Here is a 22,242-nt window from a genome sequence, read left to right as displayed (position 1 = left end):
GGCAATGTGATTATTTTATCGCCTCCGTTGGCTAAGTTTGATACTAATGGCATAAATTAATATGTACAATAGAATCTTTGTTACTGAACAAAAGGCATAAAAATGGCAGAAAACGCTCTCGAAAAAACGCTGGATGCAGAATGGTTAGCGACACAATTACAGGATCGTTCCATGCGGGGTATTGCGCTTGAAACCGCGGCGATGATCCGTTCCGGTGTGATCGAGATTGGTTCGCATCTTCCCGCCGTGCGTGAACTTGCGCAGGCGCTGGGAGTCAGTCCGGCCACGGTTTCTGCCGCCTGGGGTCAGTTACGACGTCAGAAAGTGATCGCCGGACGCGGACGCAACGGCGTCTGGGTGTGTGGCGATATGCTGTCACCCAGACCGGCACGCTTTGAAAAAATCGGTAATTTCGGTGAGCATATTATTGCGGATCTGGCCCTGTCGTCGCCGGATCCGGCACTGTTACCTGACCTGCACGAAGCCATGCAGCACGGTGTGGGTGCCGGCAATCTGAACAGCTATCAGCGTGAGGCTATTGCGCCGTCGCTGCTTAAAGCCGCGCGGCAGGACTGGCCCTATGACGCCCCCGCTTTTATGGCGGCGGATGGCGGATTTGATGGGATGAATCTGACGCTGCAAACCCTGCTGATGCAGGGGTCGGTTGTCGCGATTGAAGATCCGACCGCCACACGACTGCTGGATATGCTGGATAATCTGGGCGCACAGGTAATTGCGGTGAAGTGCGACGAATTCGGGCCCATACCGGAGTCACTCAGCCAGGCACTGCTGAAAAATCCTTCCGCTTTTATTTTTCAGCCACGCACCCATTCACATTGCGGCCACGCAATTAACGCAGAACGTTATGCTGCGCTGGCCGATATCCTCAGCCAAAGTAACACGCTGATTATTGAAGATGACGGTATCGGCCAGTTGTCGCGTTATGCGCCGCTGAGTATGGGCAGCAAGCTACCGGACCGCACGGTGCATGTCCGTTCTTATTCCAAAGCCTACGGGCCGGATTTACGGCTGGCGGTTATCTCGGGCTCACATGATTTAATCAGGCAAATCAAATCATTCCGCAATTTTGGTGCCGGCTGGTCGAGCCGTATTTTGCAGGAAGCGCTGGCATGGCTGATTAACGATCCGAAAACGCAGCAAGGAATTACGCATGCTAAAACAGTGTATGCGGAACGTCGCAAAGCCATGTCCGATGCATTGCGCATGCGCGGCGTGAATATCCCCGACCGAGACGGGCTGGCGCTGTGGATCCCGGTGCCATCAGAACAGTTTGCGCTGGTGACCCTTGCCGCGCGCGGTATTGCAGTTCTGCCCGGTGAGCGCAGCCGCATCGGGCCGGGGCAATTTATCCGTATCAGCACCAGTCAGGTGAAACCTGAGCAGGTTGATTTGATCGCCGACGCTATCGTGCTGGCGCTGGATGCCTGATTGCTCAGAGTTTTTTGAGCAAATACTTCGGTGATTCCTCGTACTGTGCCCGCGCATAAAAAGTGTGGGCCCGTACGCGGCGGGTATGGCTGTGAACCTCCATCCGGTCACAGCCCCGCTCTGTTGCCAGACGTTCGGCTTCATCCAGCAATTTCTGGCCGATACCGCCGCCACGTGCATGATCGCTGACACACAAATAGCTGATACGGCAAAATTCTCCGGCCAGCGCAATTTGCGGGATGAAATGTAACGAAATAAAGCCGACCGCTTTGCCTTCTTTCTCGACCACTAACAGACGACTGTCCGGGTTGACGGCCATTTTTGCCACACGCTCTGCTATCGCTTCAGACGTATTGGGATAATCCAAATCCCCCAGTAATTGCGCCAGAACCGGCGCATCCTGCACGGTACCTTCTCTGATCAACATGGTATTTTCTCTTTAAAAAACTGTTACGGAAACACGGCTACACAAGCGTCATAACACGATGTAAACTGAGCGCCTTCACGACTCTGTACCAGGGAGATGACATTCCTCCCAAACCGCCTTTACCGGCTGATGATGTCTGCGCAATCTCGCGAGAGGTTCGTAGCGCTGTGCCCGGACCTTTCTGAATTTCATTTATTTTTTAAGGTATTACTATGTTTAGCACCTTACTTGCAGTCTTTATTGGCGGTGGTACAGGCAGCGTTGTGCGTTGGTATGTCAGTCTCAAAATGAACGGCATGAGTCCGGTACTGCCCGCCGGCACCCTGACCGTGAATCTGATCGGTGCCTTTATCATTGGCCTGGGCATCGCAATTTTCACCCGCCTGACCCATATCGACCCTGTCTGGAAGCTGCTGATCACCACCGGTTTCTGTGGCGGCCTGACAACCTTCTCCACCTTCTCGCTGGAAGTGGTCTACATGCTTCAGGAGGGCCGCTTCGGTGCCGCGCTGCTGAACATGGCGCTGAACATGGCCGGTTCACTGGCCATGACATTACTGGCATTTATGCTGGTCAGCTGGTTCAGCGCGCACTAATCCTATCTTCCGGCGATGCCTTTTTTATGACAAGAGGCATCGCTGTGATAAATCTGTGATGGCGGTCCATCTCCTCACGCGCGTATCTTAATGTTTCCTTCATCTTATCTGCAGATAATAGTGTCAGTTCAACCTGGTTTACCTTTGAGGCATGACATGTTTTCTGTTCCAAAAACATCTTCTGAATTCCTGACTGTAGCCCTCTGTGTGCTGACTGTGGTGGCATTTTTGCAGGCATACTTTGCTTAACAGCCCCGCGTAGCCCGCAGCTTTATCTCTTTCCGTAAACGGCGCTTTCTTCCTGATGGCGCCGTTTTCATGTCTATATTGTGCTTAATAGCGCAGAAATAAAAACCGCTTTTTACCCCATTCATAATACAAATATTTACCTGCCTCTCTCTATTCCCTATACTTGAGAATGATCGTTCACAATCCACATCAGCCAAATGACCGGATATCTCATGCATCCCCCACCACAATGCACTAAAGATGCGCGCATCAGCGCACGACGCGACCAGATCATTGCCGCTGCACGTCTGTGCTTTCGCAAGCATGGTTTCCACGCCGCAGGTATGGCTGAAATAGCGAAAACGTCGCAGCTCAGTGTGGGACAGATTTACCGCTATTTCGCCAATAAAGACGCGATAATAGAAGAAATTGTCCGGCGAATTGTGATGAAGAAAATCCGGCTGATGACCGGCAACGCGCACAATCTGCAACAGGTGGCCCACAACCTGGCGCACCGGCGGATCGGCAATTTAAGCGCGCCGTATAAAGAAGATCAGTGCGCCGGACAAAAAGAGCAGGCCGAAATTGACCATGCCCTGATGCTGGAAGTCGCTGCAGAAGCGACCCGCAATCCGATTGTGGAAAAAATCTGGCGTGATTCCGAAAAGCAGCTGTTTAAGGAAGCAAAATCTTTTCTCACTGCCACTTTTCCTCAATTTTCTGATGCTGAAATGACAGCAAAAGTCGAATCCTTAGCCGTGATTTGTGAAGGCACTGCTTTTCGTCGTATGACGACTGTTCACGCCGACGCTGAGCTTCTGGAAGCCTTATACCATCGCTACTTCCAGAGCCTCTTCGAAACGGATTTTACCACCAGCAAACGGGAATAAACTTTTACCATGAGCGCTCACCTGCACGAAAAACGCCTCGGTTATGCCCTTGTTCTCGGCTCGCTCGCCGCACTCGGGCCGTTATGTACAGATTTATATTTACCGGCATTGCCGGAAATGGCGGGTGATCTGAATACGTCCACCGCCAGCGCACAGTTAAGCCTGACCGCAGGTTTACTTGGCCTCGGTTTCGGTCAGTTACTGTTCGGCCCGCTGAGTGACCGTTATGGTCGTATGCGCCCGCTGTTGTGGTCCCTGGCTTTATTGCTGGCTGCATCGGTCTGGTGTGCGGTGGCGCAGGATATCAATCAGCTGATTGTCGCCCGTCTGTTACAGGGCATCGCCGGAGCCGGTGGCGCGGTATTATCACGCGCAGTGGCAAGGGATTTGTATAACGGGCATGAACTGACACGGTTTTTTGCATTGCTGATGCTGGTGAACGGACTGGCACCGATCATCGCCCCGGTACTGGGCGGCGCATTGCTGAGCTGGGTTAACTGGCGGGGAATATTCGGTGTACTGGCGTTTATTGCCATCTTACTGTTCAGCTTCTCATCACTAAAACTGCATGAAACCTTATTGCCCGAACGCCGTGCCCGGGGCGGTATTTTCAGTCTGTTAGGCTCGGTATTCGGCCTGCTGAAACATCGTCCGTTTATGGGTTTATGCCTGACGCAGGGCTTTATTATGGCCGGAATGTTCGCGTATATCGGCGCATCACCTTTTGTTTTGCAACAGATTTACCATCTCAGCCCGCAGATGTTCAGCCTGTGCTTTGCGATTAACGGCATCGGTCTGGTGATTTCCGCTCAGGTCTCTACCCGCCTGAGCCGTCGCTTCGGCGAAATGGCGCTGGTCAAAGCCGGTTTGTGCATCGCCGCAGTGGCTTCTGTGGCGCTGGTGATTTCCGCCAGCCTGAATGCGCCACTCGTGTTGTTGCTGGTGCCCCTTTTCTTCTCTGTGATGGTGATCGGGATTATCAGCCCGAATGCCGGATCGCTGGCGATGCAAAGTCAGGGGAAAAATGCAGGCAGCGCGTCTGCCCTGCTGGGGGTGTGTATGTTTGCACTCGGGGCGATTGCCGTACCGGTAACAGGTTTTGGCAGCCAGCCCGCATTATCGATGGGGCTGACCATTCTCGGCTGCTACGCGATTGCCATCGTGATGTTCGTCATGCTGGTGCGGAAACCGGCGTAAGGTATTGACGCATGACGGACAAAAAAAAACCCGCTTCGGCGGGTTTTTTTAATAAATCGGCTAAAGTCAGATAGCGATAACGTTAGCAGCCGACGGGCCTTTGGCACCATTGGTGATTTCGAACTCTACGCGTTGGCCTTCAGCAAGGGTTTTGAAACCGTTGCTGGAAATAGCAGAGAAATGAACGAAAACATCTTTGCTGCCATCTTCAGGGGTAATGAAACCAAAACCTTTAGATTCATTGAACCACTTAACGCTACCTTTAATCTTAGACATCAAACTTACCTTTACGTGAATGTTGGACACAAAACGTGTGTCAAATACAGTACAGCAACAGATTTCACTTTTGTCCAGAATTCTGATGGCAATAAGCGATAAACCTCTCACTCTTCGCTTTCTGTTACTTTTTTCTGCTGCCAAAAGGGCCGTTAATAGCCGTCTGACATCAAGCGGTTAGAAAAATGAGTCATCATCATTGTTGAAATCATCAGTGTCGAAATCATCATTTCCGAAACCGGGATCCGCATTATCATTACGCAACGACGCATCTTCCCATGAAAGCTGATTGCTGTCGAAACTCTGACTGTTATCGAGGAAGCTGCTGTCAGCCGGATTGAGATCCTGAACCGGCGGTTCTTCGATGATATTGACGATTTCCTGCGGCTGGCTGTGATGGAACATGCCGGTCAGCATATCTGCCAGCACCACCCCGCCCGCGACGCCCGCCGCCGTGCGCAATGCACTGCCCAGAAAACCCGGTTGCTGCGGTGCGGCCGGTGCCTGCTGTTGCGGCTGTGAGGCATATTGCGGTTGCTGAGGCGGGTTTCCCCACGCCTGCGTACCAGGAATGGGCTGACTGCCCTGCGACGTCTGGCGTTGCGGTTCAGGCTGAGACGAGCCACCGCCAAACAAGCCGGCCAGAAAACCGGTGCTTTGCGGTTTAGCGGTCTGTGCCTGTTGTTGCAACTGCTGTACCTGCTGTTGCAGTTCCTGTACCTGCGCATTCAGTTTAGTCAGCGCCGCTTCCTGAATAATCATCGCCTGCGCCATGTAATACGGGGCAGACGGCTGCTGCCGGATATGAGCCTGAATCACACGTTCAGCCTCCGCATCACGCGGTGCCGTACTGGACTCAGCCTGTTGTAAGCGACTAAAAAGCCCGTCAATTAAACGCTGTTCTTCAGATTGCATAAATTCACCTTGTTGATGTGTCGCACTGCGTCAGAAACGACGCCAGTCGGCGTTATACAGATACAGTAATACAGTTATATTTTTGTATGAATTAACGGAGTGTCAACAAATGTGACGGAGGTAAAGTTAGTGAGGAAAACGCGCTGAGGGGTTGAAAATCCGCCTGTGAGGCCACAGGCGGGGAAAATATCTGTACTTACTTTTTCGGGGTCCAGCCGAAGATGAAATCCTGATCCGGCAGATTAGTATAGTTACGCACGATGTCGTGGTAAGTCTTCGCCGGGTCCAGATCTTTAAACTGTTGCGGATAAATAAACTTCGCCAGGTATTCCATGCCGACAATATTATACGGATGGTTGTAGAACTGGTGATAAACACCATAAACACGGCCCGCATTCACTGCAGGGATTTGCGCCACGCCGGTGCGTGAAAGCAACACTTTAGCCTCTTTCTCCACATCCGCTTCATCTGCGCCGTAGCCGAACGGCAGGATGTGCGTCACGGAACCGCTTTTCGGACGCGCCGAACCGGTCATGATGTAAACGTCCGGCTTCATGCTGATCACCTGTTCCAGAGAAACAGTGCCTGATGCGCCGGGCAGCAGTTTGGAGCCGATGTTACTGGCACCTACCGCCTGGATAAGTTTTCCCCATCCCGCATTACCGTGGGTGAAACAGCAGGAGTCGTCACGACCGGCAATCGGCTCGATAAAGACATGCGGCCTGGTTTGAATCGCCGAGACGGCTTTCTGAATAGCCTGGAAATGTTGATTATAGAATGTGGTATAAGCGCGGGCATTGTCTTCCTGATTCATCACTTTGCCGAGCAGCTCAATACTTGGCGCGGTATTTTTTGCCGGATCCAATTCATAATCGACAAACAGCACAGGGATATGCAGCGCGGCAAGTTTATCCAGTACGCCCGCCTGAGCCAGTGAATCTTTCGCCCGCAATTGCGCAATCATCAGATCCGGTTTTTTAGCGATTACTGTTTCCAGATCCACCTGCCCTTTATCATTGAATCCCATATCGAGAATTTTCGCTGATTCAGGCCATTTGCTTTTCAGCATATCCCAGGTGCCACTGTCGCTTTTCTTCAGCAGATTATTCCAGGCCACTACATGCTGAAAAGGATTGGCTTTATCTAACACGGCCAGAGCCAGAAGATCGCGTCCGTCCTGCAAAATAATCCGCTGAGGTGCTTTATCAATGATGACTTTCTGGCCGGCCATATCCGTGACCGTCAGCGGATAGGTGGTAGCAAAACTGGCGAAGGAAGCCGCCATCAGACCGGTAACAGCCAGCACACGTGCAGTGTTCTTTAACATACGATCACCCGAAAATGAGAATGAATAAAAAATGATTTTGATAATTGTTATCAATTCAGGCCGAAATAATAAACAAGGAAAGGTGGAAGGAGCAACGTTTTTAAAGCCGATATGAAGGGATAAAACATGTCGAAATATTAACGGGATACCGCAAGGCATCCCGTTTTACATCAGACTCTCACAGGTTATATCAACCGGCGGCTTTGTCACGGCCGATAAAGTGCAGCAGGAATTCGCTCACCATCGCCCGTTTAAACGCGGATTGTTTTTTGTCAGCCGCCGCACTGTGGCCGCCGTCCGTATTCTCGTAAAAATAGACATCCGGAATACCCAGCGCCTGCATTTTCGCTGCCATTTTACGTGCATGGTCAGGCCCGACACGGTCATCACTGGTCGCTGTTGAGAACAATACCGGCGGATATTTTTTTGTCGGATCGATATTATGATACGGCGAAAATTCGCGGATAAATGCCCACTCTTCTGATTTCTGCGGGTCGCCATATTCAGCAATCCACGACGCGCCTGCCGAGATTTGCGTGTACCGGTACATATCCAGCAGCGCCACTTCACACACGATGGCCCCGAATAATTCCGGGTAGCGCGTCAGCATATTGCCAACCAGCAAGCCGCCGTTGCTGCCGCCTTGCGCCGCCAGGTGGGCCGGTGAGGTGATTTTGCTGGCAATCAGTGCCTTCGCCACAGACGCGAAATCTTCATAAGCGCGCAGACGTTTTTCTTTCAGCGCCGCTTTATGCCATTCCGGTCCGTACTCACCACCGCCACGTATATTCGCCACCACAAACACGCCGCCGCGATCGAGCCACGCCACGCCACTGACGCCAAGATAATACGGCTCAAGTGAGACCTCGAAACCGCCGTAGCCATACAGCAGCGTCGGATTTCTGCCGTCATACACCACGTCTTTGGACGAGATGACAAAATACGGAACGCGGGTACCGTCGTCGGACACCGCGAAAAGCTGGCTGACCTGATAACGGGTGGCATCGAAATGCGAAGGATCTTGTTTCAGCATTTCAGCTTCCACGTCCGTGCCGTTATCGAGATTTCCGAGTGACAAACTGGCCGGTTGCAGGAAACCACTGACACTCATGAAATATTCATTGGTCTCATCATCCACGCCCCACGCGTTGATTTTGCTCAGTTCCGGCACTTTACCGAACGGTTCACGCTGCCACCTGCCATCTTTCGGCGTCAGCACTTCAAGCCGGTTGACGACATCCCGCGTGATGCTGAGAATAATATGATCACGGGTGTAGGAATAGCCGTTGAGCTGGTCACGGGTTGACGTAACACCACTGAGAGCAACATGCGGACCCGGTACAAACAGCGGTTTCAGCGTACGTTCGCCCGCCATAAAGGCGTCAAAATTCATGGTCAGCAGCGAACCGGATGGCCAGCTTTCACCGTTCACCTGCCATTCACTGGAAGGCTGGATCAGGATCCACTCCCGCCAGGTACTGAATTTGGCATCCGCCGGTACGTCGATTTTGACTAAGTTTTTAAGGTCATCCAGCAGGAAGACTTCGCGGTGATAGAAGTCAGTGACACGCACCACATAATTGCGCTCAAATCCTTTCAGGGCATCGCGATACCCCACCGCCATCATGTCTGTCTTTTCGGCACTGAATACGGTGACCGCTTCACTAAGCGGTGTTCCGCGCTGCCAGATTTTAACGATACGCGGATATCCGGAACCGGTCATGGAACCTTCACCAAAATCGGTGGCAACAAATAAATGATCGCGGTCAATCCAGCTGATGCGGCTTTTAGCGACCGGTAAATAAAAACCGTCCATCACAAAATTCTGAGTGATTAAATCAAACTCACGCACTTCAGAGGCGTCCCCCCCGTCCGGAGACAGCACTAAAAGTGCACGGTCAAAATCCGGTTTCAAATTCCAGAAACCGTGAAACACCCACTCTTTCCCTTCAGTTTTACCCAGTGCATCAATATCCAGCACGGTTTCCCATTGCGGTTCGGCTTTACGGAATTCATCCAACGTGGTCTTGCGTAAGATGCCCTTCGGGTTCTTCGCATCCTGCCAGAAGTTGTACCAGTCGTTGCCACATTTCCAGACACCGGGGATTTGGTCCGGTGAGTTCAGGCCTGCCAGCACTTTCTCCCGCAGCGGGTCGAAATCTTTGCCCTGCGTAAAGGCGGCCAGTGTGATGGTATTTTGCTCACGCGCCCATTCCAGCGCTTTCTCGTTGCGTAAACCTTCGAGCCAGATGAAATCATCTTGTGGGGGAAAGATTGAACCGGTTGTCATAATATTCAGCCCTGAAAATTATAAAGAGTTCAGAAATACCTGTTTTCTGATAGTGATTTCAAGTCTTTTACGTTTCTGTCAGGTTCGGAATAACCTTCCGAAAATCGCGTTTATTTTCTTAAATAATCCATTCTGCGATCTGCAGGAGTTTCTGCAATCCTTTTTTGTGAGTCACTTCAAGCATTGAAATAACAGGAACGCCTATAAAGAAATCATTACCTTGTGATGACAAAAAATGACAGGGAACTGATGTAGAAAAGGGAAACGAAAAATCAGGCAGTAACAGAAAAGGAGTGCGCGTATGGAATGGAAAATCATAGAAATCCTGAATATCCCACAGAGCGGGTTGAAATATATCTGCATTCAGGCTTTTAAAAACCTGAAGCTGATTTTGTCCGTTGATAATGACTTTAAGCTGCAAACCGGCGACACGTTAGAAATTACGCCGGAGGGCTATTCACTGAACCGTCATCAGGCACAGAGCCTGAAAATTCACCGAATGATGCCGTATTGTCAGCAGCGCTGGCAATCGCTCTCCATTCAGTAAATGGGCTTAAAAGCACGTCTTCACGAGAAAAGCCGGTATTCAACTGACCGGTTTTTTCTTTTGCTCACGATGCAAATCCGACAGGCCGTCATGATCACCAAATTGCTGCTCCGGTACGTCCCGCCAGCGGTCTTTGCGCGTCGCTTCATATTCCTGATTCAGCGGATAATAAATGCGATTTTCCGGCTTGTTGGCCTCGCCGACGACCAGCAGGCGCACTTCCTCATCGCTGTTGTTAATGAAGGTGTGGCAGATACCGGTACCGTGCGGAAATGCCACAGCATCGCCCGGTTTCAGCGGGTGCAGATAACCATTAATCCACGCATCAGGATGCCCTTCCAGCACATACACAAATTCATCTTCAGCACTTTCCGCGTGGGCGTAACAGGTACGACGTCCCGGTAACAAACGTTCGTGATGAATGCCAATTTTCGTCAGGCCAAGCGCTCTGCCAAGGGGGGCACCCAGCGACATCAGTTCATCATCACCGGGATAATTGCCGTCGTCAGGACCTTCAAGTTCGGTCCAGTGTCGGATAAAATCAGGTCTTTCCTTGTGCATAAAATCTCCGGATAAAGTTGCCGATAGTCATTTTTAGTACAACGAAGGTGACGTCTGCTGCATGGAGTACGAGTTTTGCGTCTGTACAGTCTGTTTCGGCAAGCAGGTAAATCTTATATGAACCTTCTCACCGTCATTACTCTCCCCCATTGTCTGGAATTTGCCGGTACAAAAATCGAAAATCTTTTTATAAGTGTCCGCACGGCGCTGACGTTCAAGGATTGAAAAGACGGACGTTGTGTAACTTGCCTCACCCTGGGTGAAGGAAGGGTCAAAATTGGCCGGGCGATAGGGAGCATCGCCAACCGGTTTATCGATAGATGAACAGCCTGCCAGTAAACCCGCAGCGACTGCCGCGGCAACCCACATCATGGTGATCTTTTTCATTACTCATCCCGGAAAACGTTAACGTTATAAGTGTAGCTGAGCAGAGACATCCGTCCGGCTCACGCTGCCAATACTGTTTTTGCCATTGTGTTTCACATTCACCAATGCCCGTTCGGCAGCCTCCAGCCACTGGTTATAATCATCATAATTTCGGGATGTCGCCACGCCGATACTCAGCGAGCACTGGAAACCTGAATCCTGCGATAAGCGTATTTCTGAGGTTTTGAGTAATAACCGGTAACCCACGGCATACGCTTCTTCTTCGGAAATACCCGGCAGGATTACTACAAATTCGTCACCCCCCAGAATAGCCGGGAAATCATTTTGCCCGGTTTCCTGACGTAAAATCGCTGATACCGAGCGCAAAACATAATCCCCCGCTTCACGCCCGAACAAATCATTCACCATTTTCAAATCATCGACGCCCAGCACCATCAGGCAGGATAAATCATGTTTTGCGCGTTCAAACTCCAGCATCAGCCGCCGGTCGAGTAGCCTCCGGTTAGGCAAACCGAGAAAAGGATCCATCAGGGCGGCTTTTTCCAGCTCGTGTTGTTTATCCCGCAGCTTTCTGGAAATAGAATAATTGGCGGCACTGAAAGCAATAATATAAATCGTGGAAAGCGGCAACGTCAGCCACAACGTCCGGTTGGTAACGGTGGAGTAAAACGTCATTCCCGATAATGGCCAGCAGATAATAAAACCAGCACAATAAAACAACGCGGCGCGGCGCAGCAATTGCCAGCCACCGGCGGAAAAGCGGTCAGCGATGAGAATAGCCGTAATAATGGCCGACGGCAGCGGGCAAACCCCCATCAGCGCCACCCAGGCGCCTCCCGCGATGGCATCGAATGCCAGGTTTCGGAATTCCGCCTGATTAGGATGATTTGAACGCTGTGCAATCAGCATGGCAATATGCGGCCAGACAAAGGCATTCAGCGCCAGCAGGCTGATGGGTATCCAGGATGCATTGCGTTCAAGAAGCACCGAAAATACAGGAAAAAAGCAAAGAAAAGTGCCAAGTATCCGCATTAAGTACATTCGCCGCAAGAAGCGCTCTGAGCGCTCGCGAACGAGACTTTCACCTGGAGAATAATATGGCATACGGGAAACGGCTCTTGAGTTGATTTTTATTTATATTAGTCGAGTTACTGATCTCAGAGCTACTGAAAGCGGTGTTTTTAATGGGCCGAACAGCGGGGGTTTTTAGCGTTAAATAAGACAGGTCAATGGTTAACCGAAAAGTTTAGGTTAAAAAGCCGCAAAAACAGAAATAGCTGTCGTGATTTTAAGCATTTACCTTATGCTGCAAAAAAGCGGCTTTTACCCTCCCCTTTGAGCAAAGTGATATAAATTTCACAACAGCAAAAAATTACTTACTGTACTGAGCTTCCGTCACTTTCTCCATCCACTCAACCGGACTGCCATTGAGGGATTCAGCAATCGCGATGTGAGTCATCGCATTCTCCGGAGTAGCTCCGTGCCAGTGCTTCACCCCTTCCGGGATCCACACAATATCACCCACATTCATTTCGCGGATTTCGCCGCCGTCCTCCTGCACCCAGCCGCGGCCGTGTGTGATGATCAACGTCTGACCCAACGGATGCGTATGCCATGCGGTACGTGCGCCCGGTTCAAAGGTCACGGTTGCGCCACCGACACGGGCGGATTCGGTGCCGCTGAACGGCGCGTCGATACGTACTGTGCCGGTAAAATAATTTTCCGGCCCTGTTTGTGAAGGTACAGAACCGCTTTTGGTAATTTTCATTTTATCTGTCATCTCATTCTCCGCTTCGGTAACCACTGCTGGAAAGTTCGTCATGGGATAAACCATAACGCCGTTCGTTTCTTGCGACCAGAGGGCAAGTTTGCCTTGCTGCTTGATGCGCTGCGATATAAAAATTAGTCGCACAGATCACTATTTAATCAAAACACACGCAAAGAGTGTTGATACTTATTTCATGAAGATAATTAATTGATTTTATTTAAGTTGTGTCTCATTCTGTCCGCACTTTAAGAAATATTGTACTTTTTGCATTTGCAGCCCGCCTGGAGCGGGCTTTTTTATGGCTGAAAGACTGTCAGATATAAATTACGTCAGGTTGCGTACCACCCGGCAGGGATTTCCACAGGCGACAACCCCCGCAGGCACTGGTCGAGTGATGACACTTCCGGCGCCAATTGTGCAGCCATCGCCGAGGGTCACACCGGGTAATATCACGCATCCGCCGCCAACCCAGACATCGTTACCCAGGCTCACCGGCCGGGCGCTGCCAATATGTTCACGACGTAAATCGATATCCAGCGGATGCTGTGCGGTATAAATTTGCACATCAGGGCCGATAAAAACGTTATTCCCTATTGTGACCGGCGCGCAATCGAGTAATACAAAATTAAAATTGATGAATACATTATTCCCGATTCGGGTATTTATGCCGTAGTCAATGCGCATGCCTTTTTCAAAATGGACATTGCTGCCTACTTCCCCAAAAATTTCCCTGATCAGGGCATCTTTCTCCGCCGTCTGACGGGCGCCCAGCGCATTAAATGCGTCCACTTTATCTCGGGTCTGATAACGAATTTCGCGTAATTCGTCGTCATTAATATGGTAATCCAGCCCACCCGTCATTTTATGTAAATCGCGCATCAACTGCTCCTTGATAAAGTTCACATCCACTATGAAGGATCGGGGTCTTTACTGCCCGATATCGCGCAGTTTTTTCCCGGCCATAAGATTTCTTTCAATTTGCTCCAGCGTGACGTTTTTCGTTTCCGGTATCAGGATGAAAGTGATCACCACAAACACCACGTTCAGCGCGGTGTATAGCCAGAATGTCCCTGCCGCACCGATATTATCCATAAGTGTCAGGAAAGTAGCGCCGATAATCATGTTCGAAATCCAGTTGGTGGTCGTCGAACAGGTGATACCAAAATCACGGCTTTTCAGCGGCTGAATTTCAGAACACAGGATCCACACCACCGGCGCAGCACTCATGGCGTAACCGGCAATGCACATCATGGTCATACCGACCGACAGCCAGGAAAGTGCTGTACCGGCCGTACCCAGATTGAACTGCTGAAGGCAATATCCCAGCACCAGCGTGCCGAGCGCAATCACGCTAAACCCAATTTTCAGTGCCGGTTTGCGTCCGGCCTTATCGACCATGCCGATGGCAATAAACGTCGCAAGCACGAACGTCAGCCCGACAATAATGGTGGCGATCATCTGCTGGCGTGTACTGGTAAATCCCGCCAGATTAAAAATCTTCGGCGCGTAATACATGATGATATTCATGCCGGTAAACTGCTGCATTGCCTGCAACAACATGCCTAAACCGACGGCGCGGCGAACGTTGCCGTTGGCTTTAAACAATTCCCATCCGCCCTGTTTCAGTTTAAGGCTTTCACGGATTTCATTCAGTTCCTGACGGGCTTTTTCCGAGGTGTCGCGCAGCATTCTCAGCACACGCTCGGCTTCAATATGCTGCCCTTTGGCAGCCAGCCAGCGCGGACTGTTCGGTAAAAAACACACGGCGATCATCAGAACAAATGCCGGGATAGCCAGCACGCCCAGCATCGCGCGCCAGTCACCGCTGCTGCTGAAGGCGGTGTCAGAAAGGAAGGCCAGCAAAATGCCAAGTGTCACCATCAGCTGATACATGGCAATCATCTTACCGCGAATAGTTTCTGACGCCATTTCAGACAGATACAACGGTGCGGTGTAGGAGGCAATGCCGACAGCAAAGCCGAGGATCAGGCGCGACACCATCAGGATTTCGACGCTCGAAGCGAAAGCCGAGCCCAGAGAACCGAGGATAAACAGCAGTGCCGCCGCCATCAGGCTGTATTTACGTCCCAGCCGGAAAGAAAGCCAGCCATTGGCCAGTGCACCGAACGCCGCACCAAGCATCATGATGCTGACAACCCATTCTTGCTGACGACTGCTCAGCACAAAATGATCAGTAATAAAGGGAAGCGCACCAGAAATCACGCCAATATCGAGACCGAATAACAGCCCCGCCATCGCCGCCGCAAAAGACACAAACAGGTTCATTACTTTGGTATTTTTGAGCGGACTTTCAGTCAGTTTTGCTACATCAGATGACGACATTTTTTTCTCCGGAAAGAGGGAATACAGCAACGGACATCAGAAAAAAATCATTCAGTCATTACGATAAGCACAAGTGCCCTGTGGGGTGAGAGCAGGAAAGGCACATATATACACAATCGTGCTGCGCCGGACTTTTTGTGATCGGGATCACCGGAGAGAAGATGACGGGGAAATATTACGGCAGAATAAAAGACAGGCAGAGCAGAACCTTACGAGATGTCTTCCAAATCTGAATACAACTCCCTGTAAATGCATCCAGCCTGTTTATTTGTTCCGGCAGCAGGAATAAAGTTTCCCCGCTGCGGCACGATCCGCAGCCGGAATTAGCGTTCCGATACTTACACGACGAAATTATGTGATAATTTCGTATGCTTTGATTCACCCCAAATAATGGTGGCTCAGGCAGGGGCTTCGCAAGAAGCATCGGATTCGTGTAAGCCGGTACGCTAACCCTGTCTGAGCTGCCACCCGAGTCTAGCGTCTCAGGTGGTCTTCTTTATGGTATCAGCGCGCTGGCATCCGACTCTGCCGAAGGGTTGTGTCACGGCTTATTGTGCCTGAGTGAAGGGCTGGAGAATGGCGAGATAGTACCGCCGGAAGGCATCCCGCAGGTCAGCGCCTATCTGAAGGCGACCGCACATTTATTACCCGTATTGTTTGAGCTGAGTGAACGGGCGAATGGCGGGTTAGGGAAAGCGGGAAAAGTAACTGCCGCGATTAACTGACCGGTCTCAGACATGAAAAGGCCCGCCGAACTCCACTGGCGGGCTTGAGAGCACACTGCTCCCCACATCGTTTAATCATGAAAATTTTTTACTTTTCAGTTTGCACTGAATGGGTTCAGGCGTCAGGATCTTCCCTGATTCTTCCATCAGCAGTAAGAAAGGTTCAATGATAATGACGACTCAGACACCTAAAACGCCGGTTGCGGCTGGGACAATCTTTAGCGCCGCCGGCCTGCAATTTCTGAATAAGCTCGCGCAAAACAATACCCGCGACTGGTTTAAAGCCAATCAGGATGAATACGAGAACACGCTCAGAACCCCCGCGCTGCGCTTTATCGAGCAAATGCAGCCTGAGATTATTGCCATTTCTCCGAGACTGACTGCCGTCGCGAAAAAAGTGGGCGGCAGCCTGATGCGCCCGCAGCGCGACAGCCGGTTCAGCAAAGATAAAACGCCATACAAAACCAATGTTGGCATTCAGTTTCGTCACTTTCAGGGCAAAGATGTTCACGCTCCGGGACTCTATCTGCACATCGCCGAAGACGGTTGTTTTATTGCAGCGGGGATCTGGCATCCGGAATCAAAAGCGTTAAACGCGATTCGCGCGTGCATTGATGAAAACCCCAATGCTTATCAAAAAGCGCTCAAAACATTGCATGATAACGGGTTTGTAATGGATGGCGACAGTCTCAGTCGTCCGCCAAGAGGCTTCGATAAAAATCACCCATTGTTAGCTGAATTAAAACGCAAAGATTTTATCGCAATTAAAAACATCGCTTTTGAGGATCTGTGTAAGCCTGATGTTATCGATTTTTGCGCAGAACAGTTCAGACATTGTGCACCGTTGATGTCCTACCTGTGTTTTGCTCTTGAACTGGATTTTTAGTCCCCGCTGAGTAGAAATGTCCCGGCCCTTTTACAGGGACTGAAGTTCAGGCATATAAAAGATGTTGACTGAAATACCTGTATTAAAAGGAAAGTCAAAGATCTTATCTCTCCTCCGTGTCAAATCGGAGGACACACTTTACCGGTGCGCTGATAGTTAGCGAATCCCCTTGCGTAAGACAGTTGCCACCCAGTAAAAGTCGTGATCACATGAAGCCAGATATGACTCCTGATACCCAAACAGCCAAAATTTCACTTTAAGCCGCCATAACAGCAATCAGCCAGAGGTCTCGTAGTGGAATGCGCAGGCGTTAAGGACCTCGATTTCGGATCACTCAGGCCACTCATTGTTCCCATGCTTGAGTGACCGGTAGCAAAGAAATTTATATCAACGCCCCTTCTAAGAGTTTTCTCAAAGAAATCTCTAATACCCTTGATAGCTATTGTGTTAAGTTACAGTATATTTCAATGACAATTTGAGTTTATTTTCATAAATAAGGCTTAACAATGAAAAAAGTGGCTAAATATTTATTATCACCTTTCCTTAAAAGATTTGATAACATTCATTATGGTATTAATGAAAATAAATCAGGCATTGATAATTTATTAATGTCAGTCAAAAACATGCAAGACATTTTTGTTACTGAGAAAGAAAAAGAGCAATTAGCACTTTCTCGTATTACAGATGAATTAGTAATACTAAAAGAACAAATAGAAACTTTAAAATTAACGAATAAATCTTTAGATACTATTTCCTCTGGAGTTTTAGAACTGCTAGAATCGCCGGTTAAAGGAGAGGATGCAGAGCGAATCTTTAGCTTACTAAATATCATATCAAAGAAAAATTCATATAATAAAATGAAACCACATGTTTTATTTTTAATTCATAATATGAATACATGGTATTCTGTCGCTAATTTATTTCTTGAATTATCTCAAGATCCCGATTTAAAAGTAACCATTGCAAGCATACCGAGATCCTTCCCTGGTGTGGAGGGTTATTCTGGCGAAGAGATTACCAGTGCTGCCTTATCAAAAATCGGCATTAATCATATGAGAATTAGTAGTTATTCTGACAAGGAAATTTCTACAATCCTCACAACACTATCTCCTGATGTTATATTTAGACAATCGCCATGGGATCATGATATTCCACCAGGATTCAGTGCTAACAGAATAAATTTCGCAAAATTATGTTATGTTCCTTATTATGCAGTAAATATAGTAAAAAATATTTCATCAGGAACAGATTTTGACTTCCAGTCAAATCAGGATCTGCACAATAATAGTTGGCGGATTTACTGCGACACACAATATGCCTATGAAAAACTGTGCAAAAACTCTCTTTTACGCGGCGTGAACGCAAGATACTTCGGACACCCGAAGCTTGATTACATACATACTAAAATGAAAGAAACTGGCGATTCTGAAAAAAAATCCGGAATTACAAATATATTATGGGCACCGCATCATAGTGTAGATCAAGGGTGGCTATCATTTGGTACGTTCGATAAAAATTATCTGGATTTTTTGCGTTACGCTGAAGAAAATAACGATGTTCACATCAAATTAAGACCGCATCCGGCCCTTTTTGATTTTATGCGGGCAAAATCTGACGAAATAAAGAGCAATGTTGATTATTTTCTTTCTAAATGGACATCGCTGAATAATACCAGCATGGACTACGATTATGATTATGTTGCTTCCTTTGATTGGTCCGATATCCTTGTGACCGATGGTATATCCTTTATTGTAGAATATCCTTTATTCCATAAACCATCCATTTTTATTGAAAATGATAACCACGCTGAGTTCAACGAATTAGGAATTCTTGCTGCAAAATGCAATCACATAGCGAATGATTTCGCTAGTGTTCTATTTTTCCTCGACAAATTTAATGATGGAAGTCTTGAAGATAAAAATAATGAAATCGCTGAATTGGAAAGCATTGTACTACCCAACAAAGGCATGGTTCATCAGATAATAGCAAACGATATTAAATCAAACATTTAAAGATACAGGCGCCCTTATTGGGCGCTTATGTTAATAACGAAATATAGGATAAGCCGGTTTTTTTGTTATATCGTATGTTTCATTATTGAATTCTGTAGCCACATATAAAATTTTTGCAGCACAGGCAGGGATTATACCCTTTGCAGTTACGATAGTATCAATAGTGGTTGCTAAGGCATTTGCATCATTGGCCGCGACAGGCAATTCTTCATGGATGGCATTATGGTTTACTAATGATTGCATTACCCTACCCTGCAAAATGATTGTTTATTGCCAGTAAGCATTATCTTAACACTTCCCAATTCAACATCAACTACTGACTGAATTTTATGACAGAGCAACAGGCTACCGCTGTAGATTTTCCGGCATCGGCTTTCAACCCGGTTTGCCTGTCCCCGACCATGATACTTACTGCGGCACGGGAGTTGTAGTACTCAACAATTATGTATGCGGAGAATACCAAGGCAGAGGGTATTACTAATTTCATGGCCTTCGCAATACGCAGGCAAGCTGCCGGGCTCAGGCCGGCGTGTCACTTTCGGCATTGCAGAAAATGGAAGATGGCTCATCTATCGTAATAGTACGCAGGCATGTATACCTGTCAGCAAATGAACAGGCCAAACGCGCATGCAAAAATTGACGACGTTATGGCAATTCATGTGACTACTCTGGCACTTTTGGATGGTGATGGTGATGAGGCCCCTTTGAAGATTCTGAATGAATAAATGGTTGTATCATTCAGCACTTTTGATCAAGGCGTACCAGTCAACAGATGGGTAAAGCTTTAAGAAAAGATGGAGTGTTAGCCGGGTAGCCGGCGCGATAAGTCACTAATCTTAAATACCTTATACCGCAATCTGCTGATACGAACTAAGACTGTATCCTTCCAGCTACCGGGCTTTTCTATGCTTGCCGCAAGTAATTTTCAGTAATTATTGCGATCGTTTGAGATAAGACTTATCCTAAATAACCATAAAGACTTATTAATCATTTAAAAGATGCCATTAAGCAATGGAATTTACATATGCCTATAAATCTTAACAATATAAAATTTATATTATTATCCTATTTCATAGTAATAATTTCTTTTTACTCAAGTGTCTTAACATCCACTTATGCTTTTTTGGATGATTTTGGCACTATTGAAAACGCATTAGCAGGTTTAGATGCACCCTATGTATTTGATATATCCTCAGGCAGGCCTCTTTTTGCCCTTTTCAGAATAATAGATGGAGTGATAACTAGTGGCATTGAAGACCTTTGGATGCAGAGATCGTTTTCAGTGATATCTCTTTTTGCTCTTGCTGTATTTATAAACAGATTTATAACTAAAATACATCTTTTTAACAGGGACGAATATAATTTCACATTTCCCTTGATGATTGCCTTGCTTCCTTCTTTTCAGGTGTATTCGTCTTGGGCAACATGTTATCCTTTTACTCTTGCTGTATTGTTTAGTGGTTTATCTTACTCTTGTTTGACTTCTTCTTTTTTTAACAAAAAACTGGTCAGATGGTTAATATCATGGATGTTTATATGTTGCTCATTTGCAATATATCAACCTGCCGGCATGGCATTTATGGCTTTTGCTTTGTTAGATCAGTGCCTGTCACCAAAATCCGTTAATTACCGCGTTCTTTTTAATTCTTTTGTGATGATGTGCTCTGGCATGCTTTCAAGCCTCATCATGATTAAAGTTGTCCCTCTGCTAGCTTTTGGACAAACATTATCTCGCTCTACGATGACAGATAACCCAACGGGTAAAATCCGATGGTTTTTTGGTGAAGCTATACCAAACTCCTTGGCTAACTACAGTATATCTGCCAGCGAACCCATGCTTATAATTGGTCTTGTCTTCTTTTGTATGGGCCTGGCCTATATCTACAGTAATAAAGATGGAATTAAAAAAGTTCTCTTCACGCTTGTTTTTATTGCTGGGTCGTACTTCCCTAACTTATACGTATCTGAAAGTTGGGCTGCACAAAGATCCATTGTTGCAATGTCTATCTGTATAGTTGCGGTCTCATTATTTAGTTTAATGAAATTTTCTGACTTTTTATTCACACACTTCAGAATCAAAGGAGCTGGAGTATTATCAGTTCTGTTGATTGCATCTGCCGGAGTGACCGCGACAGGAAATATAAATAACTATATGATATCTAACCAGATATCAGAGATAGAATCCGTAGCTTCTGAAATTAGTAACAAAGTAGATAAATCTTTTAGCGGAGCCGTTATGGTAGATATCTCTAAGCGTAACTGGGGTGCCTTTTCCCGTATTGTGAGATATGACGAGTTCGGAGAGAACTCTGTCTATGCACCATGGGCTGCAAGAGGCATACTTTTAACTATTAAGAAAAGCAAGGGATTCTCATACTCTGTACCCAAAAACCCTGTGATTTCCAATAGCAACAATTGTTCTGAAAACTGTATTACCATTCAACCAAATGAAGCAATGCTGAAATCAACTTTAAATTACTAGATATATGACGGATATTTTAGCTTCTGTTATTCTTAGCCTGGTTCAACAGACCAGGCTGTATGTCTTTTTCAGTAGCTTTATTTATTCCTTCAACAGTATCAATGTAATCAAGCCATAGATTCAGGATTTTTTGATCATTTCATTTCCTACCTATGAGTATTTTATTTACCAAACCATATTCTTGTGCTTAGCTGAATCTATCAGACATTTCTTAGTGCTGATGCAAGCTGGCTGATTAAGGCCGGTGTCCCGCGATCAGTTCTTCAGGAAATGGGCGGCTGGGAGTCGCTCGAGATGGTACGGCGATCGCGCTTCTGGCGACAAATCATTTAACGGAGCACGCGAAGCAGATAGACGTTATTTTTGGGGTTCCAGTCCCAAATCTGTCCCACTCGCAAATTTGGGAGGGAACGGCTGACAGTTAACTGCTTGATTTGAATGGGACGCCTTACAGGGCTCGAACCTGTGACCTAAGGCTTAGAAGAACGTCGGCGTATCAATAAGTCACTGTTTTAACTGGCTTATCCTGCATTCACAAGTGACACACAGGAAAGTAATGACATATCAGTGACACTCTTGCGGCACTATAGGTGCGTCACTAATTTGTCACTCACTCGTCAGCATAAAATTATCCAGGCTGTCATCGAATTTCATAATCCCCTCTTCATTGCTCTTTATTGATATCAGATACTGCATGCCACGATGTAGCGAAACCGGTTCTTCCACAACAAAGCTGAACCAGTCGGCGTAAACTTGTCCAAGCCAATACCCACCACCATACTCCTCGCGTCGCTGAAAGAAGATATATCTGTAAGCACACCTGTTTTAGTTCCACGCACTTTTTGAGACTTCCGGGTTTTCGGCCATCAGCCGGTACTCTTCCGGCGTCAGGTTGTTCAGGGATTCATGAGGCCGCTCGTTGTTATATTCAGCCAG

21 protein-coding genes, 2 pseudogenes and 1 riboswitch are annotated in these 22,242 nt (G+C 47.8%); of the genes and pseudogenes, 10 read left to right on the top strand and 13 right to left on the bottom strand.

Going from position 1 to position 22,242, the window contains the following annotated elements:
* The first annotated feature begins 102 nt into the window (after nt 1–102).
* Complete coding sequence (locus ACOZIO_RS18465) at nt 103–1,449, top strand: aminotransferase class I/II-fold pyridoxal phosphate-dependent enzyme (protein ID WP_129990594.1); 1,347 nt, start codon at nt 103–105, stop codon at nt 1,447–1,449.
* A 4-nt stretch (nt 1,450–1,453) separates the two neighbouring features.
* Here ACOZIO_RS18465 and ACOZIO_RS18460 read toward each other — a convergent pair whose 3' ends face one another.
* Complete coding sequence (locus tag ACOZIO_RS18460) at nt 1,454–1,876, bottom strand: GNAT family N-acetyltransferase (protein WP_129952069.1); 423 nt, start codon at nt 1,874–1,876, stop codon at nt 1,454–1,456.
* An 83-nt stretch (nt 1,877–1,959) separates the two neighbouring features.
* Nucleotides 1,960–2,022: riboswitch (Fluoride riboswitch) on the top strand.
* 66 nt (nt 2,023–2,088) lie between these two features.
* On the opposite strand from ACOZIO_RS18460, the gene crcB reads away from it, so the two are divergent.
* The 3 genes from crcB (at nt 2,089) to ACOZIO_RS18445 (ending at nt 4,787) form a co-directional block, all read left to right on the top strand.
* Nucleotides 2,089–2,472 carry a fluoride efflux transporter CrcB gene (gene crcB, locus ACOZIO_RS18455; RefSeq protein WP_421595572.1) on the top strand — a complete coding sequence of 128 codons (384 nt, stop codon included), beginning with the start codon at nt 2,089–2,091 and terminating at the stop codon, nt 2,470–2,472.
* A gap of 461 nt (nt 2,473–2,933) precedes the next feature.
* Nucleotides 2,934–3,590 (top strand): TetR family transcriptional regulator, encoded by a 657-nt coding sequence (locus ACOZIO_RS18450; protein WP_205951551.1) that lies wholly within the window; start codon nt 2,934–2,936, stop codon nt 3,588–3,590.
* Between the two features lie 9 nt (nt 3,591–3,599).
* Complete coding sequence (locus tag ACOZIO_RS18445; RefSeq protein ID WP_129952072.1) at nt 3,600–4,787, top strand: multidrug effflux MFS transporter; 1,188 nt, start codon at nt 3,600–3,602, stop codon at nt 4,785–4,787.
* Nucleotides 4,788–4,853: 66 nt separating this feature from the next.
* On the opposite strand, the gene cspE is transcribed toward ACOZIO_RS18445, so the two are convergent.
* The 4 genes from cspE to ACOZIO_RS18425 form a co-directional block, all read right to left on the bottom strand.
* Nucleotides 4,854–5,063, bottom strand: coding sequence for a transcription antiterminator/RNA stability regulator CspE (gene cspE / locus ACOZIO_RS18440; protein ID WP_009636912.1), 210 nt, complete (start codon nt 5,061–5,063; stop codon nt 4,854–4,856).
* Nucleotides 5,064–5,240: 177 nt separating this feature from the next.
* Nucleotides 5,241–5,978: a DUF2076 domain-containing protein gene (locus ACOZIO_RS18435; protein ID WP_129952073.1), complete on the bottom strand. Its 738-nt coding sequence runs from the start codon at nt 5,976–5,978 to the stop codon at nt 5,241–5,243.
* Between the two features lie 196 nt (nt 5,979–6,174).
* Nucleotides 6,175–7,305 (bottom strand): ABC transporter substrate-binding protein, encoded by a 1,131-nt coding sequence (locus tag ACOZIO_RS18430; protein WP_421595571.1) that lies wholly within the window; start codon nt 7,303–7,305, stop codon nt 6,175–6,177.
* 190 nt (nt 7,306–7,495) lie between these two features.
* A complete protein-coding gene (locus tag ACOZIO_RS18425) occupies nt 7,496–9,595 on the bottom strand; it encodes a prolyl oligopeptidase family serine peptidase (protein WP_421595570.1) in 2,100 nt (699 codons plus the stop codon).
* A gap of 301 nt (nt 9,596–9,896) precedes the next feature.
* Here ACOZIO_RS18425 and ACOZIO_RS18420 point away from each other — a divergent pair, with 301 nt between their 5' ends.
* The gene (locus ACOZIO_RS18420) at nt 9,897–10,142 is read left to right on the top strand and encodes a hypothetical protein (RefSeq protein ID WP_129952076.1); all 246 of its coding nucleotides are present in this window, start codon (nt 9,897–9,899) and stop codon (nt 10,140–10,142) included.
* A gap of 39 nt (nt 10,143–10,181) precedes the next feature.
* On the opposite strand, the gene ACOZIO_RS18415 is transcribed toward ACOZIO_RS18420, so the two are convergent.
* From ACOZIO_RS18415 to ACOZIO_RS18390, 6 genes are all read right to left on the bottom strand, one after another.
* Complete coding sequence (locus ACOZIO_RS18415; protein ID WP_129952077.1) at nt 10,182–10,703, bottom strand: cupin domain-containing protein; 522 nt, start codon at nt 10,701–10,703, stop codon at nt 10,182–10,184.
* Between the two features lie 33 nt (nt 10,704–10,736).
* Entirely contained in the window at nt 10,737–11,090 is a 354-nt protein-coding gene (locus tag ACOZIO_RS18410) for a hypothetical protein (protein WP_129952078.1), read from the bottom strand.
* A 24-nt stretch (nt 11,091–11,114) separates the two neighbouring features.
* Nucleotides 11,115–12,122: a diguanylate cyclase domain-containing protein gene (locus tag ACOZIO_RS18405; protein WP_238485773.1), complete on the bottom strand. Its 1,008-nt coding sequence runs from the start codon at nt 12,120–12,122 to the stop codon at nt 11,115–11,117.
* A gap of 340 nt (nt 12,123–12,462) precedes the next feature.
* Complete coding sequence (locus ACOZIO_RS18400; protein ID WP_129952151.1) at nt 12,463–12,858, bottom strand: (R)-mandelonitrile lyase; 396 nt, start codon at nt 12,856–12,858, stop codon at nt 12,463–12,465.
* A gap of 324 nt (nt 12,859–13,182) precedes the next feature.
* Entirely contained in the window at nt 13,183–13,737 is a 555-nt protein-coding gene (locus tag ACOZIO_RS18395) for a sugar O-acetyltransferase (protein WP_129952080.1), read from the bottom strand.
* Nucleotides 13,738–13,785: 48 nt separating this feature from the next.
* Nucleotides 13,786–15,228 carry a sugar porter family MFS transporter gene (locus ACOZIO_RS18390; protein ID WP_255466661.1) on the bottom strand — a complete coding sequence of 481 codons (1,443 nt, stop codon included), beginning with the start codon at nt 15,226–15,228 and terminating at the stop codon, nt 13,786–13,788.
* Nucleotides 15,229–15,752: 524 nt separating this feature from the next.
* Here ACOZIO_RS18390 and ACOZIO_RS18385 point away from each other — a divergent pair.
* From ACOZIO_RS18385 to ACOZIO_RS18375, 3 genes are all read left to right on the top strand, one after another.
* Entirely contained in the window at nt 15,753–15,926 is a 174-nt protein-coding gene (locus tag ACOZIO_RS18385; protein WP_238483054.1) for a hypothetical protein, read from the top strand.
* 172 nt (nt 15,927–16,098) lie between these two features.
* A complete protein-coding gene (locus tag ACOZIO_RS18380; RefSeq protein ID WP_129952083.1) occupies nt 16,099–16,812 on the top strand; it encodes a DUF2461 domain-containing protein in 714 nt (237 codons plus the stop codon).
* Nucleotides 16,813–17,318: 506 nt separating this feature from the next.
* Nucleotides 17,319–18,824 carry a hypothetical protein gene (locus tag ACOZIO_RS18375; RefSeq protein WP_421595569.1) on the top strand — a complete coding sequence of 502 codons (1,506 nt, stop codon included), beginning with the start codon at nt 17,319–17,321 and terminating at the stop codon, nt 18,822–18,824.
* Between the two features lie 30 nt (nt 18,825–18,854).
* Here the strand turns inward: ACOZIO_RS18375 and ACOZIO_RS18370 are convergent, their stop codons facing one another.
* A complete protein-coding gene (locus tag ACOZIO_RS18370; protein ID WP_129952085.1) occupies nt 18,855–19,067 on the bottom strand; it encodes a hypothetical protein in 213 nt (70 codons plus the stop codon).
* A gap of 781 nt (nt 19,068–19,848) precedes the next feature.
* Between ACOZIO_RS18370 and ACOZIO_RS18365 the strand changes: the two genes are divergently transcribed.
* The gene (locus tag ACOZIO_RS18365; protein ID WP_421595568.1) at nt 19,849–21,306 is read left to right on the top strand and encodes a hypothetical protein; all 1,458 of its coding nucleotides are present in this window, start codon (nt 19,849–19,851) and stop codon (nt 21,304–21,306) included.
* A 222-nt stretch (nt 21,307–21,528) separates the two neighbouring features.
* Nucleotides 21,529–21,731, top strand: a pseudogene (locus ACOZIO_RS18360) (integrase); the annotation flags it as partial.
* Nucleotides 21,732–22,131: 400 nt separating this feature from the next.
* On the opposite strand, the pseudogene ACOZIO_RS18355 reads toward ACOZIO_RS18360, so the two are convergent.
* Nucleotides 22,132–22,242: pseudogene (locus ACOZIO_RS18355) on the bottom strand (integrase); the annotation flags it as partial.

Source organism: Rahnella sp. PD4, assembly GCF_049199325.1.
In the GTDB taxonomy this organism is placed as follows: Bacteria; Pseudomonadota; Gammaproteobacteria; order Enterobacterales; family Enterobacteriaceae; genus Rahnella; species Rahnella perminowiae.
Note: the sequence above shows the minus strand (reverse complement) of the source record. Positions and strands in the feature narration are given on the sequence as shown.

Bases quoted from the DNA above. Each gene is read 5' to 3' on its own strand.
- ACOZIO_RS18465 (WP_129990594.1), top strand. From the start codon at position 103: ATGGCAGAAAACGCTCTCGAAAAAACGCTGGATGCAGAATGGTTAGCG.
- ACOZIO_RS18460 (WP_129952069.1), bottom strand. From the start codon at position 1,876: ATGTTGATCAGAGAAGGTACCGTGCAGGATGCGCCGGTTCTGGCGCAA.
- crcB (WP_421595572.1), top strand. From the start codon at position 2,089: ATGTTTAGCACCTTACTTGCAGTCTTTATTGGCGGTGGTACAGGCAGC.
- ACOZIO_RS18450 (WP_205951551.1), top strand. From the start codon at position 2,934: ATGCATCCCCCACCACAATGCACTAAAGATGCGCGCATCAGCGCACGA.
- ACOZIO_RS18445 (WP_129952072.1), top strand. From the start codon at position 3,600: ATGAGCGCTCACCTGCACGAAAAACGCCTCGGTTATGCCCTTGTTCTC.
- cspE (WP_009636912.1), bottom strand. From the start codon at position 5,063: ATGTCTAAGATTAAAGGTAGCGTTAAGTGGTTCAATGAATCTAAAGGT.
- ACOZIO_RS18435 (WP_129952073.1), bottom strand. From the start codon at position 5,978: ATGCAATCTGAAGAACAGCGTTTAATTGACGGGCTTTTTAGTCGCTTA.
- ACOZIO_RS18430 (WP_421595571.1), bottom strand. From the start codon at position 7,305: ATGTTAAAGAACACTGCACGTGTGCTGGCTGTTACCGGTCTGATGGCG.
- ACOZIO_RS18425 (WP_421595570.1), bottom strand. From the start codon at position 9,595: ATGACAACCGGTTCAATCTTTCCCCCACAAGATGATTTCATCTGGCTC.
- ACOZIO_RS18420 (WP_129952076.1), top strand. From the start codon at position 9,897: ATGGAATGGAAAATCATAGAAATCCTGAATATCCCACAGAGCGGGTTG.
- ACOZIO_RS18415 (WP_129952077.1), bottom strand. From the start codon at position 10,703: ATGCACAAGGAAAGACCTGATTTTATCCGACACTGGACCGAACTTGAA.
- ACOZIO_RS18410 (WP_129952078.1), bottom strand. From the start codon at position 11,090: ATGAAAAAGATCACCATGATGTGGGTTGCCGCGGCAGTCGCTGCGGGT.
- ACOZIO_RS18405 (WP_238485773.1), bottom strand. From the start codon at position 12,122: ATGCGGATACTTGGCACTTTTCTTTGCTTTTTTCCTGTATTTTCGGTG.
- ACOZIO_RS18400 (WP_129952151.1), bottom strand. From the start codon at position 12,858: ATGAAAATTACCAAAAGCGGTTCTGTACCTTCACAAACAGGGCCGGAA.
- ACOZIO_RS18395 (WP_129952080.1), bottom strand. From the start codon at position 13,737: ATGCGCGATTTACATAAAATGACGGGTGGGCTGGATTACCATATTAAT.
- ACOZIO_RS18380 (WP_129952083.1), top strand. From the start codon at position 16,099: ATGACGACTCAGACACCTAAAACGCCGGTTGCGGCTGGGACAATCTTT.
- ACOZIO_RS18375 (WP_421595569.1), top strand. From the start codon at position 17,319: ATGAAAAAAGTGGCTAAATATTTATTATCACCTTTCCTTAAAAGATTT.
- ACOZIO_RS18370 (WP_129952085.1), bottom strand. From the start codon at position 19,067: ATGCAATCATTAGTAAACCATAATGCCATCCATGAAGAATTGCCTGTC.
- ACOZIO_RS18365 (WP_421595568.1), top strand. From the start codon at position 19,849: ATGCCTATAAATCTTAACAATATAAAATTTATATTATTATCCTATTTC.